The 13,595-nt window shown below is 66.5% G+C and carries 10 protein-coding genes and 1 pseudogene; all 11 read left to right on the top strand.

The window, feature by feature from the left end; translation table 11 throughout:
- The first annotated feature begins 5 nt into the window (after nt 1-5).
- The 11 genes and pseudogenes from mraY (at nt 6) to ftsZ (ending at nt 13,489) form a co-directional block, all read left to right on the top strand.
- Nucleotides 6-1,112: a phospho-N-acetylmuramoyl-pentapeptide-transferase gene (gene mraY / locus QA639_RS31325; RefSeq protein ID WP_028332550.1), complete on the top strand. Its 1,107-nt coding sequence runs from the start codon at nt 6-8 to the stop codon at nt 1,110-1,112.
- An 8-nt stretch (nt 1,113-1,120) separates the two neighbouring features.
- A complete protein-coding gene (murD, locus tag QA639_RS31320) occupies nt 1,121-2,521 on the top strand; it encodes a UDP-N-acetylmuramoyl-L-alanine--D-glutamate ligase (RefSeq protein WP_157346174.1) in 1,401 nt (466 codons plus the stop codon).
- 572 nt (nt 2,522-3,093) lie between these two features.
- The gene (gene ftsW / locus QA639_RS31315; protein WP_050385393.1) at nt 3,094-4,245 is read left to right on the top strand and encodes a putative lipid II flippase FtsW; all 1,152 of its coding nucleotides are present in this window, start codon (nt 3,094-3,096) and stop codon (nt 4,243-4,245) included.
- A gap of 35 nt (nt 4,246-4,280) precedes the next feature.
- Nucleotides 4,281-5,381 carry an undecaprenyldiphospho-muramoylpentapeptide beta-N-acetylglucosaminyltransferase gene (gene murG, locus QA639_RS31310; protein ID WP_157346173.1) on the top strand — a complete coding sequence of 367 codons (1,101 nt, stop codon included), beginning with the start codon at nt 4,281-4,283 and terminating at the stop codon, nt 5,379-5,381.
- A 120-nt stretch (nt 5,382-5,501) separates the two neighbouring features.
- Nucleotides 5,502-6,905, top strand: a complete 1,404-nt coding sequence (murC, locus tag QA639_RS31305) for a UDP-N-acetylmuramate--L-alanine ligase (protein WP_050385394.1) — start codon at nt 5,502-5,504, stop codon at nt 6,903-6,905.
- A gap of 2 nt (nt 6,906-6,907) precedes the next feature.
- On the top strand, nt 6,908-7,828 hold the full coding sequence (murB, locus tag QA639_RS31300; protein WP_028332546.1) for a UDP-N-acetylmuramate dehydrogenase: 921 nt from the start codon (nt 6,908-6,910) through the stop codon (nt 7,826-7,828).
- 142 nt (nt 7,829-7,970) lie between these two features.
- Nucleotides 7,971-8,957, top strand: a complete 987-nt coding sequence (locus tag QA639_RS31295; RefSeq protein ID WP_157346169.1) for a D-alanine--D-alanine ligase family protein — start codon at nt 7,971-7,973, stop codon at nt 8,955-8,957.
- 97 nt (nt 8,958-9,054) lie between these two features.
- Nucleotides 9,055-9,349 (top strand): annotated as a pseudogene (locus QA639_RS31290) (D-alanine--D-alanine ligase); the annotation flags it as partial.
- Entirely contained in the window at nt 9,289-10,296 is a 1,008-nt protein-coding gene (locus QA639_RS31285) for a cell division protein FtsQ/DivIB (RefSeq protein ID WP_283087976.1), read from the top strand. The pseudogene QA639_RS31290 and the gene QA639_RS31285, both read left to right, overlap by 61 nt.
- A complete protein-coding gene (ftsA, locus tag QA639_RS31280) occupies nt 10,293-11,609 on the top strand; it encodes a cell division protein FtsA (RefSeq protein ID WP_028332543.1) in 1,317 nt (438 codons plus the stop codon). Before QA639_RS31285 ends, ftsA begins: the two co-directional genes overlap by 4 nt.
- 89 nt (nt 11,610-11,698) lie before the next feature.
- Nucleotides 11,699-13,489 (top strand): cell division protein FtsZ, encoded by a 1,791-nt coding sequence (ftsZ, locus tag QA639_RS31275; protein WP_028332542.1) that lies wholly within the window; start codon nt 11,699-11,701, stop codon nt 13,487-13,489.
- Nucleotides 13,490-13,595 lie beyond the last annotated feature (106 nt).

Here is a 13,595-nt window from a genome sequence, read left to right as displayed (position 1 = left end):
CTCGAATGTTCTACTGGTTGATCGAACTGTCCAACACCGTTCCGGGGTTTGGGGCGTTCCGCAGCGCTTTGAACGTGTTCCGCTACATCACCTTCCGCACCGGCGGCGCGATGGTGACCGGCGCGCTGTTCGTGTTCCTGTTCGGGCCCTGGATCATCGATCATCTGCGGCTGCGGCAGGGTAAGGGCCAGCCGATCCGCACCGACGGTCCGCAGTCGCATCTGATCTCCAAGAAGGGCACGCCCACCATGGGCGGGCTGATGATCCTGTCCGGGCTCGTGGTGTCGACGCTGCTCTGGGCCAATCCGCTCAATCCCTATGTCTGGATCGTGCTGGCGGTGACGCTCGGCTTCGGCTTCGTCGGCTTCTATGACGATTATTTGAAGGTCACAAAGCAGTCGCACAGCGGCTTCGCCGGCAAGCTGCGGCTCTTGATCGAGGCGGTGATCGGGCTCGCCGCCACCTACGCGCTGGTCCGGCTCGGGCGCGACGTGTCGTCGACCTCGCTCGTGATTCCGTTCTTCAAGGACCTCGTGATCAATTTCGGCTGGTTCTTCGTGATCTTCGGCGCCTTCGTGATGGTCGGCGCCGGCAACGCGGTGAATCTCACCGACGGTCTCGACGGTCTTGCGATCGTGCCCGTGATGATTGCCGCCGCAAGCTTCGGCATGATCTCGTACCTGACCGGCAACGCGGTGTTCTCGGATTACCTGCAGATCAATTACGTCGCCGGCACCGGCGAACTGGCGGTGCTGTGCGGCGCGGTGCTTGGCGCAGGCCTCGGCTTCCTCTGGTTCAACGCGCCGCCGGCCTCGATCTTCATGGGCGACACCGGCTCGCTGGCGCTCGGCGGCATGCTCGGCGCGACGGCGGTTGCTGTGAAGCACGAGATCGTGCTCGCCGTGATCGGCGGCCTGTTCGTGCTGGAGGCGGTCTCGGTCATCGTCCAGGTCACCTCGTTCAAGCTCACCGGCAAGCGCGTGTTCCGGATGGCGCCGCTGCACCATCATTTCGAGCAGAAGGGCTGGACCGAACCGCAGATCGTGATCAGGTTCTGGATCATCTCGGTGATGCTGGCGCTCGCCGGCCTCTCCACCCTCAAGCTGCGCTGAGCGTCGCCATGATCCCGGTCACCTCCTTCTCCGGCAAGACGGTCGCGGTGTTCGGGCTCGGCGGCTCCGGGCTTGCGAGCTGCCAGGCGCTGAAGGCTGGCGGCGCCGAGGTGATCGCGGCCGACGACAATGCCGACAACGTCGTCAAGGCGGCGCAGGCCGGCTTCACCACCGCTGATCTGCGCACCGTGTCGTGGGCGAATTTCGCCGCGCTGATCCTGACCCCCGGCGCGCCGCTGACCCATCCGGCGCCGCACTGGAGCGTGCTGAAGGCGCGCGAGGTGGGGTGCGAGGTGATCGGCGACGTCGAACTGTTCTGCCGCGAGCGGCGCCGTCACGCGCCGAACGCGCCATTCGTCGCCATCACCGGCACCAACGGCAAATCGACCACCACCGCGCTGATCGCGCATCTGATGAAGGTCGCCGGCTACGACACCCAGATGGGCGGCAATATCGGCACCGCGATCCTGTCGCTGGAGCCGCCGCGCATGGGGCGTGTCCATGTGATCGAGATGTCATCCTACCAGATTGATCTCGCACCGTCGCTCGATCCGTCGGTCGGCATCCTGATCAACATCAGCGAGGATCACATCGATCGCCACGGCACGCTCGAGCATTACGCGGCGGTGAAGGAGCGGCTGGTCGCCGGCGTACAGGCCGGCGGCACGGCGATCGTCGGCGTCGACGACATCTGGTGCCGCAACATCGCCGACCGGCTCGATCGCGCCGGCAAGCGCGTGGTGCGCATCTCGGTGAAGAACCCGCTGCCCGACGGCCTCTATGTCGAGCACGAGACCATCGTGCGTGCGTCGGGCGCGGCGCGCAGCGAGATAACGCGGTTAGGCGGCATCGGCTCGTTGCGCGGTCTGCACAATGCGCAGAACGCCGCCTGCGCCTCGGCCTGCGCGCTGGCGATGGGGATCGCGACCGACGTGCTGCAGAACGGCCTGCGCAGCTTCCCGGGTCTCGCGCACCGCATGGAGCAGGTCGGCCGCCGCGGCAACGTGCTGTTCGTCAACGACTCCAAGGGTACCAACGCGGATGCGGCCGCGCATGCGCTATCCTCGTTCGCCGACATCTACTGGATCGCCGGCGGCAAGCCGAAGGCCGGCGGCATCACCAGCCTGACCGAATATTTTCCGCGCATCCGCAAGGCCTATCTGATCGGCGAGGCGGCGGCCGAATTCTCCGGCACGCTCGGCGAGCGCGTCCCGCACGACATGTCCGGCACGCTCGACGTCGCGATCGCCAGCGCCGCGCGCGATGCCGAGGCATCGGGGCTCGCGGAAGCCGTCGTGCTGCTGTCGCCGGCCTGCGCCTCGTTCGACCAGTACCGCAATTTCGAAATCCGCGGCACCGCCTTCCGCGACATCGTCCAGGCATTGCCCGGCGTCAAGCCGGTGGTGTAGACACAATCTCCCCTTCATTGCGGGGCGCGCGAAGAATCGTAGGATGGTAGAGCGCAGCGAAACCCATCGCGCAGGGAAAGCCGGGTTGTTTCCGGCTACACCTGTGGTCCTACCCCCGAGCTTTCTACCCATTGCCGGGGCCCATGGGTGCGATCGGCACCCGGCTTTCCCTGCGCCCTCTTCAAGAGCGGGCGAAACGAGATGCAAAGCTCGGACGATTCATGTCGCGAGAATGGGGACGCATGACGCGCAAGAGGCGCCCACCACTCGGTGTCGTCCCTGCGAAAGCAGGGACCCATAACCACCGACGCTGATTGTTGCGCGATGTTGGAACGACGAGTCGCTTCAACAACATCCGCCGCGGAGTATGGGTCCCTGCTTTCGCAGGGACGACGCGCGGAAGGAGCCATGGGCTCTCATTCTCTCCGGTGTCATGCCCCGCCCATGCGGGCATCCAGACAGCTGTGCTTGAGGCGCCGCTCCACCTCCCTCAAAAGTTACCCATCCCGTTAACCCCTTGGAAACCATCCTGCGCCACGAATGGACGTTATCTCTGCCATCTGGGGACGCCCATGCTCGCCCGTGACCAACGCACCCCGTTCTCGGACTGGTGGTGGACCGTCGACAAGCTGCTGCTTGTGGCGATCGCCGCGTTGATGCTGGCCGGCGTCATTCTGTCGCTGGCGGCGAGCCCACCGGTGGCGACCCGGATCGGGCTCGATCCGTTCCACTTCTTCAACCGCCACGTCATGTTCCTGGTGCCGTCGCTGATGGTGCTGATCGGCGTCTCGTTCATGACGCCGCGGCAGATCCGGCGCACCGCGCTGATCGTGTTCGCGGTCTCGATCGTGCTGATCGTGCTGACGCTCTTGGTCGGGCCCGAGGTCAAGGGCTCGCGGCGCTGGATCACGCTGCTCGGCGTCAACATCCAGGCTTCCGAAGCCGCAAAGCCCTCCTTCGTCATCGTCGCGGCCTGGCTGTTTGCGGAATCGACCAAGCGGCCGGAGATGCCGGCGACCTCGATGGCGCTGGTGCTGTTGCTGACGCTGGTCACGCTGCTGGTGATGGAGCCCGACTTCGGTCAGACCATGCTGATCCTCACGGTGTGGGGCGCGCTGTTCTTCATCGCGGGCATGCGGATGATCTGGGTGTTCGGGCTCGCCGGCGCGGCGGGCGCCGGCCTGTTCGGCGCCTATCTTTTGGTGCCGCACGTCGCCGGCCGCATCAAGCGCTTCATGAATCCCGCCTCCGGCGACACCTTCCAGGTCGACACCGCGATGGAAGCGTTCTGGAACGGCGGCTGGTTCGGCTTGGGGCCGGGCGAGGGCATCGCCAAGCGCAGCCTGCCGGACAGCCACACCGACTTCGTGTTCGCGGTCGCGGCGGAAGAGTTCGGCATCATCCTCTGCTTGATGCTGGTGGCGCTGTTCGGTTTCATCGTGATCCGCACGCTGACCCGCGCCTATGCCACCGAGGACATGTTCTCGCGCTTTGCGGCGTCGGGGCTTGCGATCCTGTTCGGCGTGCAGGCGACCATCAACATGGCGGTTAACCTGCAACTGATTCCGGCCAAGGGCATGACGCTGCCGTTCATTTCCTATGGCGGTTCCTCGTTCGTGTCGCTTGCCTATGGCGTCGGCATGATGCTGGCGCTGACGCGGCAGCGGCCGCGCACCGAGATCGAATCGATGGAGGGCGCCAGCGCTCAGCGCGCCTACGCGTAGGTGACTGTGACGGTCGTGTCGGTTATCTGGAAACCATGGACAACGCGCCTCTGATTCTGCTGGCGGCCGGTGGCACCGGCGGCCATCTGTTCCCGGCCGAAGCGCTCGCCGTGGAATTGATCAGGCGTGGCCTGCGCGTCCGGCTCGCCACAGACGGCCGCGCGCTGCGCTATTCCGGCCTGTTCGGCAGGGAGAGCATCGACCTCGTGCCGAGCGCGACCGTGCGCAGCCGCAACCCGATCTCGCTGGCGCGGACCGCGCTGATGCTTGGCTACGGCACGCTGATCGCCGCCAATCTGGTGCGCCGGCTGAAGCCCGCGGCCGTGGTCGGCTTCGGCGGCTATCCAACCTTGCCGCCGCTGATGGCGGCGCGGCTGCTCGGTGTGCCCGGCATCATCCACGACGCCAATGCGGTGCTCGGCCGCGCCAACCGTTTCCTCTCCGGCCGCGTCAACGCGATCGCGACCTCGCTGCCCGGCGTGCTCGATCGCGATCCCGCGCTTGCCGGCAAGGCCACCACGGTCGGCACGCCGATGCGTCCGGCGATCCTCGCGGCGGCCGCGGTGAAATACACGCCGCCCGAGGCGAACGGGCCGCTGCGCCTGCTCGTCGTCGGCGGCAGCCAGGGCGCGCGGGTAATGAGCGATATTGTGCCGCCGGCGATCGAGCAGCTCGCGCCCGCGCTGTGGAGCCGCCTGATCATCACCCAGCAGGTGCGCGAAGAGGACATGAATCGGGTGCGCGCGGTCTACGACCGGCTCGAGATCAACGCCGAGCTCGCGCCGTTCTTCGCCGACCTGCCGGCGCGCCTCGCCTCGAGCCAGCTCGTGATCTCGCGCTCCGGCGCCGGCACGGTCGCCGAGCTCGCCGCGATCGGCCGGCCCTCGATCCTGGTGCCGCTGCCGGGCGCGATCGATCAGGACCAGTTCGCCAATGCCGGCGTGTTGTCGCAGGCGAACGGCGCGCTGCGCATCGCGCAGAGCGACTTCACGTCCGAGCGGCTGGCCGCTGACATTTCGGCCTACGCTGCCGAACCCGCGAAACTGACCGCGATGGCGGCGTCAGCGCGCGGCGTCGGCCGGCTCGATGCCGCCGAGCGGCTGGCCGATCTGGTGGCGAAAGTGGCAGGAATTTAGGCCGCTTTCGAAGAATTTTCGGGCGTGGGACGCTATGGCCGGGCTTGTCCTGGCCATATCAGTCTTTCATAAGTCGGAGGATTGCCGGGTGAGCCCGGACACGATGAAGGTGTTAGCAACATGAGACTGCCGCGCGAGATCGGACCCATTCACTTCGTCGGGATCGGCGGCATCGGCATGAGCGGCATCGCCGAGGTGCTGATCAATCTCGGCTACACCGTGCAGGGTTCCGATGCTTCGGATAACTACAACCTGGACCGGCTGCGCAAGAAGGGCGCAAAAATCTCGGTCGGCCACGCCGCCGAGAATGTCGACGGCGCCGATGTCGTCGTGGTCTCGACTGCGATCAAGCGCGATAATCCCGAACTGATGGCGGCCCGCGCGCGACGCATTCCGGTGGTGCGGCGCGCCGAGATGCTGGCGGAACTGATGCGGCTGAAGAGCTGCGTCGCGATCGCCGGCACCCATGGCAAGACCACCACGACCACGATGGTGGCGACCCTGCTCGATGCCGGCGGGCTCGACCCGACCGTGATCAATGGCGGCATCATCAACGCCTATGGCTCCAACGCGCGGCTCGGTGCCGGCGACTGGATGGTGGTTGAGGCCGACGAGAGCGACGGCACCTTCCTGAAGCTGCCGTCCGACGTCGTCATCGTCACCAATATCGACCCCGAGCATCTCGATCACTTCAAGACCTTCGAAGCGATCCAGGACGCGTTCCGCAATTTCGTCGAGAACGTCCCGTTCTACGGCTTTGCCGTGATGTGCACCGATCACCCCGTGGTGCAAACTCTCGTCGGCAAGATCGAAGACCGCCGCATCATCACCTACGGCCAGAACCCGCAGGCCGATGCGCAGCTCAAGGATCTGACGCCGATGGGCGGCGGCTCGAAATTCTCGGTCGCGATCCGCGATCGCAAGTCCGGCGCGGTCCATGAGATCGCCGATATCATGCTGCCGATGCCGGGGCGCCACAACGCATCGAATGCGACGGCGGCGATCGCGGTGGCGCACGAGCTCGGCGTGTCCGACGACGTCATCCGCCAGGCCATGGCCGGCTTCGGCGGCGTCAAGCGGCGCTTCACCAAGACCGGCGAGACCAACGGCATCACCGTGATCGACGATTACGGTCATCATCCGGTCGAGATCGCAGCCGTGCTGAAGGCGGCGCGGGAATCCGTCAACGGCAAGATCGTCGCCGTGGTGCAGCCGCATCGCTACACCCGCCTGCAATCGCTGTTCGAGGAATTCTGCACCTGCTTCAACGATGCCGATGCGGTCGTGGTCGCGGAGGTCTATCCGGCCGGCGAGGCGCCGATCGCCGGCATCGACCGCGACCATTTCGCCGCCGGCCTGCGCGCCCACGGCCATCGCAACGTTGTCCCGCTGCCGAACGCGGGCGAACTCGCAAAGATCGTGCACGGCCTCGCCAAGCCCGGTGACCTTGTCGTCTGCCTCGGCGCCGGCAACATCACGCAATGGGCCTACGCACTGCCTGCCGAATTGAAGGCGCTGGGGTGATCGTGACCTTCCCCGACATCACGCCCGATCTGAAAGCCGCGATGCCGGAGCTGCGCGGGCGGCTGCTGGCGAACCAGTCGCTGGCGGAGCTGACCTGGTTTCGCGTCGGCGGCCCGGCGCAGGTGCTGTTCACACCGGCAGATGAAGATGACCTCGCCTATTTCCTGAACCGCCTGCCGCAGGAATTGCCGGTCTATGTCGTCGGCGTCGGCTCCAATCTGATCGTGCGCGATGGCGGCATGCCCGGCGTCGTGATCCGGCTCGCGCCGCGCGCCTTCGGCGAGACCCGCGCGGTCGGCGATGTCGTCACCGCCGGCGCTGCGGCGCTCGACAAGCGCGTCGCCGAGACGGCTGCGGCGGCTGATATCGGCGGCATGGAATTCTTCTTCGGCATTCCCGGCACGGTCGGCGGCGCGCTGCGCATGAATGCCGGCGCCAACGGCGGCGAGACCAAAGACGTGCTGATCGAGGCCACCGGCATCGGCCGCGATGGAACGAAGCATACGTTCGGCAATGCCGACATGAAGTTCGTCTATCGCAACAGCGGCGTCGATCCGTCCATCGTCTTCACCTCGGCGCGCTTCCGCGGCACGATCACCGATGCTGAGGTGATCCGCGCCCGCATGAACGAGGTGCAGAGCCATCGCGAGACCGCGCAGCCGATCCGCGAGAAGACCGGCGGCTCGACCTTCAAGAATCCACCTGGCAACAGCGCCTGGAAGCTGATCGACGCCGCCGGCTGCCGCGGCCTCAAGGTCGGCGGCGCGCAGGTGTCGGAGATGCACTGCAATTTCCTGATCAACACCGGCAACGCCACCGGGCACGACATCGAGACGCTCGGCGAGACGGTGCGCGAACGGGTCAAGCAAAGCAGCGGAATTGAGCTACACTGGGAAATCAAGCGGATCGGAAATTCATCGTAGTCGTCATTCCGGGGCGATGCGCAGCATCGAACCCGGAATCCAGAGGTCGTTAATCGAGATTCCCGGGTGCGCGATTGCGCACCTGGGTCTGGTCCTTCGGACCATCCCGGAATGACGGAAGTAGCGAAGACAGGCAAAGAAGATGCAGGTGACCATTCTGTTCGGCGGCACCAACAAGGAGCGGCTGGTCTCGGTGGCGAGCACGCAGGCGCTGCACCGCGCGCTGCCCGACGCGGATCTCTGGTTCTGGGACGTCGACGACACCGTGCACGCGGTGACGTCGGAAAAACTGCTTGGCCACACGCGGCCGTTCGAGGTCGACTTCAAGCCCGACGGTCGCGGCATCGCACTCGAGCAGGCGCTCGACAAGGCGAGCGCCGAGCAGCGGGTGCTGGTGTTCGGTTTGCACGGCGGCCGCGCCGAGAATGGCGAATTGCAGGCGATGTGCGAGATGCGCGGCGTTGCGTTCACCGGCTCCGGTTCGGCATCATCGCATCTGGCGTTCGACAAGCCGTCGGCAAAGCGCTTCGCCGCGATCGCAGGCCTCAACGCGCCGCAGGGCATCAATGTCGAACAGATCGATGACGCCTTCGCGAAACACGGCAGGCTGATTGCGAAACCGGCCAAGGACGGATCGAGCTACGGGCTGATCTTCGTCAACGCGAAGCAGGATCTCGTCGCGGTCCGCAATGCCGCGAAGCATGAAGAATATCTGATCGAGCCGTTCGTGTCGGGCGTGGAGGCGACCTGCGGCGTGCTCGAGCAGTCCGACGGCTCCGTGTTCGCGCTGCCGCCGATCGAGATCGTGCCGGGGGAGGGAACCTTCGACTACACAGCCAAATACCTTTTGAAGTCGACGCAGGAGATCTGTCCCGGCCGCTTCGCGCCCGAGGTCAGCGCCGCGATCATGGACCACGCGCTGCGGGCGCATCGTGCGTTGTCCTGCGCAGGCTACTCGCGCAGCGATTTCATCGTCTCGGCCAATGGCCCGGTCTATCTCGAGACCAACACCCTGCCGGGGCTCACCGCGGCATCACTGTACCCTAAGGCCTTGAAAGCACAGGGCATCGCCTTTGCCGACTTCCTCACCGACCAGATCGAGCTGGCCCGCCGCCGCGTCCGAAGTTAATGCCCGGCCGGGGGGAACCCGCCCTGGTCGGCCGGATGGAACCGGGCGCTGTTGCTAAAATGCTAACGAGTTCGCGGCAAAGTACTCACAGCGTTGATCAAAACACGCTCCAGGCCGAAGTCATTTACCGTTTGTTTACCAGGAAGCCCGAAGGTTAACGCTGGCGGCGCATGTAGCGCTTGGCTGCCGGGGCGTGAGCTGTCGCGGATTACCGCTTCGAGGATCGCAACCAGGGAACAGGGGGCCACTCTAATCCCACCGGTCTAGCCGAGACGTGATTTGTGCCGGGACCCGCGGGGTTTGCGGGCGCAACATGTGACGAGCTCGTGCAATGGATGGTGCAGGACGCCTCACCCGATCGCTGCGATCGCTGGGGCCTCAAGCTGACCTGAGAGCAGCCGCTATTGGAGCGGCGGTGCTGTTGCGCGAGTATGTCGGCGCCCATCTCGCGCGCCGCAGGCGGCGTCCCGCCAAGCGGCCGCAGGTGATCGATCGCGAGCCGCCGAACCGCTACATCCTGATGGTCGAACGCTATCTGCCGCGCCGCATCGGCCTGGTCGCGACGCTCGCGATCCTGTTCGGCAGCCTGGGCCTCGGCATCGTCAAGGGCGGCCATGTTGAGGAATTCACCACCGCGCTCAGCGACACCCGCAACGCGCTTGCCAACACCGCCGGCTTCCGCATCACCACCGTCGGCATCAACGGCCGCAAGCAGCTGAGCCAGGACGAGGTGCTCGCGATCGGCGGCGTCAATGGCCGCTCCTCGCTGCTATTCCTCGACGCCGACACCGTGCGCGCCAAGCTGAAGGCCAATCCCTGGATCGCGGATGCAACGATCCTGAAGCTCTATCCGGGCCGGCTGCAGATCGACATCGTCGAGCGCACCGCCTTCGCGCTGTGGCAGCAGAACGGCCGCCTGTCGGTGATCGCCTCCGACGGCGCGGTGCTCGAGCCCTACGTCTCGCGCCGCTTCCTCAATCTGCCGCTCGTGGTGGGGAAGGGCGCCGACGTCAGGGCCCACGACTTCCTGGCGCTGCTCGACCGTTACCCGCAGGTGCGCTCGGTGACCAAGGCCGCGATCTTCGTCGGCGAGCGGCGCTGGAACCTGCGCCTCAAGGACGGTCTCGACGTCCGCCTGCCGGAGAACGACGTCGGCAACGCGCTCGCTGCGCTCTCCAGGCTCGACAAGGACGAGAAGCTGTTCTCGCGCGACATTGTCGCCGTCGACATGCGCCTGCCCGATCGGCTGATCGTGCAATTGTCCGAGGACGCCGGCAAGGCGCGCGACGAATTGTTCAAGGACAAGAAGTCCAAGAAGAAGGCCGGTGACTCAGCATGACCGGCCTCGATCGCAACCTGACCCCGAAGACCCGCCCGATGCAGAAGCGCACCGCGATGGTGGCTTCGCTCGATGTCGGCTCCAGCAAGATCGCCTGCATGATCGCGCGGCTGAGGCCGTCGCCGCCGAACGAGGCGCTGCGCGGACGCACCCATGCGGTCGAATTGATCGGCTACAGCCAGATCCAGTCGCGCGGCGTCAAGGCGGGCTCTGTCGTCGATCTCGCCGAATGCGAGAAGGCGGTACGCCATGCGGTGGCGCTGGCCGAGCGCATGGCCAAGGTCCGTGTCGAATCCGTCCTGCTGTCGGTCTCCGGCGGCCGGCAGCACGGCCAGCTGGTCGAAGCCGCGGCCGATATCCGCGGCGGCTCGGTCACCTCGGACGATATCAGCCGCGTCACGTCCGCCGGCATGCGCCACGCCGCAGGCGCGGGCCGCACCGTGCTGCACGCGCTGCCGGTCGGCTACGCGCTCGACGGCGTCAAGGGCATCCGCGATCCCAGAGGCATGGTGGCGCGCCAGTTCGGCGTCGACATGAACGTGGTGACGTCGGACGCGACTGTTGCCAAGAACCTGATGCTGGTGGTCGAGCGCTGCCATCTCAACGTCGAAGCCATGGCGTCGAGCCCCTATGTTGCGGGCCTCTCGGTGCTGACCGATGACGAGGCCGATCTCGGCGCTGCCGTCGTCGAGATGGGCGCGGGATCGACCACGATCGCGACATATTCCGGCGGACGTCTCGTGCACGCATCCGGATTTGCGCTGGGCGGGCAACACATCACGATGGACCTTGCGCGCGGCATCGGCGCGTGCATTGCGGATGCCGAGCGAATCAAGACTTTATACGGCACGGTGCTGACCGGCGGTTCGGACTCGCGCGAGCTGATGTCCGTTCCCACTGCAGGCGATGATCGGGAGACACCGCAAATCGTGTCCCGCGCCACGATTGCGAACATTGTCCGGCATCGCGCCGAGGAGATTTTCGAAATGGTCCGTGACCGGCTCGCGGATTCCCCCTTTGCGGCAGAGCCGAGGGCGCGCGTCGTGCTGAGCGGCGGCGCCTCGCAGCTCACCGGCACCGTCGAGCTTGCCACCCGCATCCTGAACCGTCAGGTCCGCATCGGCCGGCCGCTCGGCTTCGGCCGGCTGCCGAACGAGGCGAAGGGCGCCTCGTTCTCGGTGCCCACGGGCCTCCTGGTCTATCCGCAATACGCACATCTTGAACATGTCGAACCGCGGCGCACGCGGCAGCTCAGGACAGGGACAGACGGTTACTTCGGAAAGGTCGGACGATGGCTTCGCGAGGGCTTCTGATGACCGCACCCCGGCTCACAGCATTTTCACCAGCTCCGGCGGCCAGCGGCCGGGACGAACCAACGCGCGCATAATCGAGAGAGGCAACCATGGCACTCAATCTGACACCCCCTGACATCAGCGAGCTGAAACCGCGGATCACCGTCTTCGGCGTCGGCGGCGCGGGTGGTAATGCCGTCAACAACATGATCACCGCCGGGTTGCAGGGCGTCGACTTCGTCGTCGCCAACACCGACGCGCAGGCGCTGACCATGTCGAAGGCGCAGCGCATCGTGCAGATGGGCACCCAGGTCACCCAGGGCCTCGGCGCCGGTTCGCAGCCCGACGTCGGCGCTGCGGCCGCGCAGGAGGTCATGGACGAGCTGCGCGATCACCTCACCGGCGCCAACATGGTGTTCGTCACCGCCGGCATGGGCGGCGGCACCGGCACGGGTGCTGCACCCGTGATCGCCAAGGCCGCGCGCGAGATGGGAATCCTCACCGTCGGCGTGGTGACCAAGCCGTTCCACTTCGAAGGTCAGCGCCGCATGCGCACCGCCGAGCACGGCATCGCCGAGCTGCACAAGGTGGTCGACACGCTGCTGATCATTCCGAACCAGAACCTGTTCCGGGTCGCCAACGAGAAGACCACCTTCGCCGACGCCTTCGCGATGGCCGACCAGGTGCTGTACTCGGGCGTCGCCTGCATCACCGACCTGATGGTCAAGGAAGGTCTGATCAACCTCGACTTCGCCGACGTCCGCGCCGTGATGCGTGAAATGGGCAAGGCGATGATGGGCACCGGCGAAGCCACCGGCGAGAAGCGCGCGCTGACCGCCGCGGAAGCCGCGATCGCCAACCCGCTGATCGACGACAGCTCGATGAAGGGCGCCCGCGGCCTCTTGATCTCGATCACGGGCGGCAAGGACCTCACCCTGTTCGAGGTCGACGAAGCCGCCACCCGCATCCGCGAAGAGGTCGACGCCGACGCCAACATCATCGTCGGCGCCACCTTCGACGAATCGCTCGACGGCGTCATTCGCGTCTCGGTGGTCGCAACCGGTATCGAGCAGGCCGCGATCGCCTCCCGCGCCCAGGCTCCCGCCGCGCAGCAGTCGGGCGGTTCGCCGGAGAGCCGGCTGGCCGATCTGACCGCCCGCCTGCGTGCCGACAATCAGCGCATGGCCGAGCGTGCCCAGAAGCTGGAACCGCCGACCGGCGTGACGGTCGCCCCGATTGCAGCTCCCGCCGCTCCGCAGCAGCGTCCGGCTGTCGAGCGCGCCGCGCTCGCGGCGATCGCCGCCGCGGTTGCTCCCGACAGCGCGCCGGCTGCCCAGGCGCCGATGCAGCCGGCCTCCTACGGTGACGTCACCGTGCGGCCGATTGCCCAGAAGCCCTCGTTGTTCCCGGACCACGAGGCCGCCCGGGCCGAGCAGCATGAGCCGATGCCGCCCGAGACCTTCATCCCGCAGGCGGCGGAACGGTCGCCGGTCCGTGCTCCGCGGATGCCGAAGTTCGAGGATCTGCCGATGCCGGCGCAGGCCGAAATCCGCCAGGCCAGCGGTGACGGCGAGGTGGAGCACCCGCAGAAGACCCGCCTGTCGCTGCTGCAGCGGCTGGCCAATGTCGGCCTCGGCCGCCGCGACGAGGAGACCGAGCCGCCGATCGCGGCCCGTACCTCTGGTCCGGCCATGCCGACGATGCCGCCGCTGCCCGAGCGCAAGCCGGCCCGCAGCGTCGCCCAGCAGATCTCGGCGAACGAATCGCCGGTATCCGAATATGCAAAGCGCCCTGCGCCGCAGGGTCTGGACGCTCATGGCCGCCAGGCACCTGTTGCCCCGGCGCCACAGGGCGACGACCATCTTGATATCCCGGCCTTCCTGCGCCGGCAGGCAAACTGAAGTTTGTTACAACCTTGGCTACGAAGAAGGCCTCGGCGGGGAACCGCCGGGGCCTTTTCCTTGTCGCGCACAAGCGATTGCGCCGGATAAACAAGCAACTGATTTT

It is taken from the genome of Bradyrhizobium pachyrhizi, assembly GCF_029714545.1.
GTDB lineage: Bacteria > Pseudomonadota > Alphaproteobacteria > Rhizobiales > Xanthobacteraceae > Bradyrhizobium > Bradyrhizobium pachyrhizi.
The sequence above is the reverse complement of the archived record's forward strand: the minus strand, read 5'-3'. Positions and strand labels throughout refer to the sequence as shown.

Bases quoted from the DNA above. Each gene is read 5' to 3' on its own strand.
- mraY (WP_028332550.1), top strand. From the start codon at position 6: ATGTTCTACTGGTTGATCGAACTGTCCAACACCGTTCCGGGGTTTGGG.
- murD (WP_157346174.1), top strand. From the start codon at position 1,121: ATGATCCCGGTCACCTCCTTCTCCGGCAAGACGGTCGCGGTGTTCGGG.
- ftsW (WP_050385393.1), top strand. From the start codon at position 3,094: ATGCTCGCCCGTGACCAACGCACCCCGTTCTCGGACTGGTGGTGGACC.
- murG (WP_157346173.1), top strand. From the start codon at position 4,281: ATGGACAACGCGCCTCTGATTCTGCTGGCGGCCGGTGGCACCGGCGGC.
- murC (WP_050385394.1), top strand. From the start codon at position 5,502: ATGAGACTGCCGCGCGAGATCGGACCCATTCACTTCGTCGGGATCGGC.
- QA639_RS31295 (WP_157346169.1), top strand. From the start codon at position 7,971: ATGCAGGTGACCATTCTGTTCGGCGGCACCAACAAGGAGCGGCTGGTC.
- QA639_RS31285 (WP_283087976.1), top strand. From the start codon at position 9,289: ATGGATGGTGCAGGACGCCTCACCCGATCGCTGCGATCGCTGGGGCCT.
- ftsA (WP_028332543.1), top strand. From the start codon at position 10,293: ATGACCGGCCTCGATCGCAACCTGACCCCGAAGACCCGCCCGATGCAG.
- ftsZ (WP_028332542.1), top strand. From the start codon at position 11,699: ATGGCACTCAATCTGACACCCCCTGACATCAGCGAGCTGAAACCGCGG.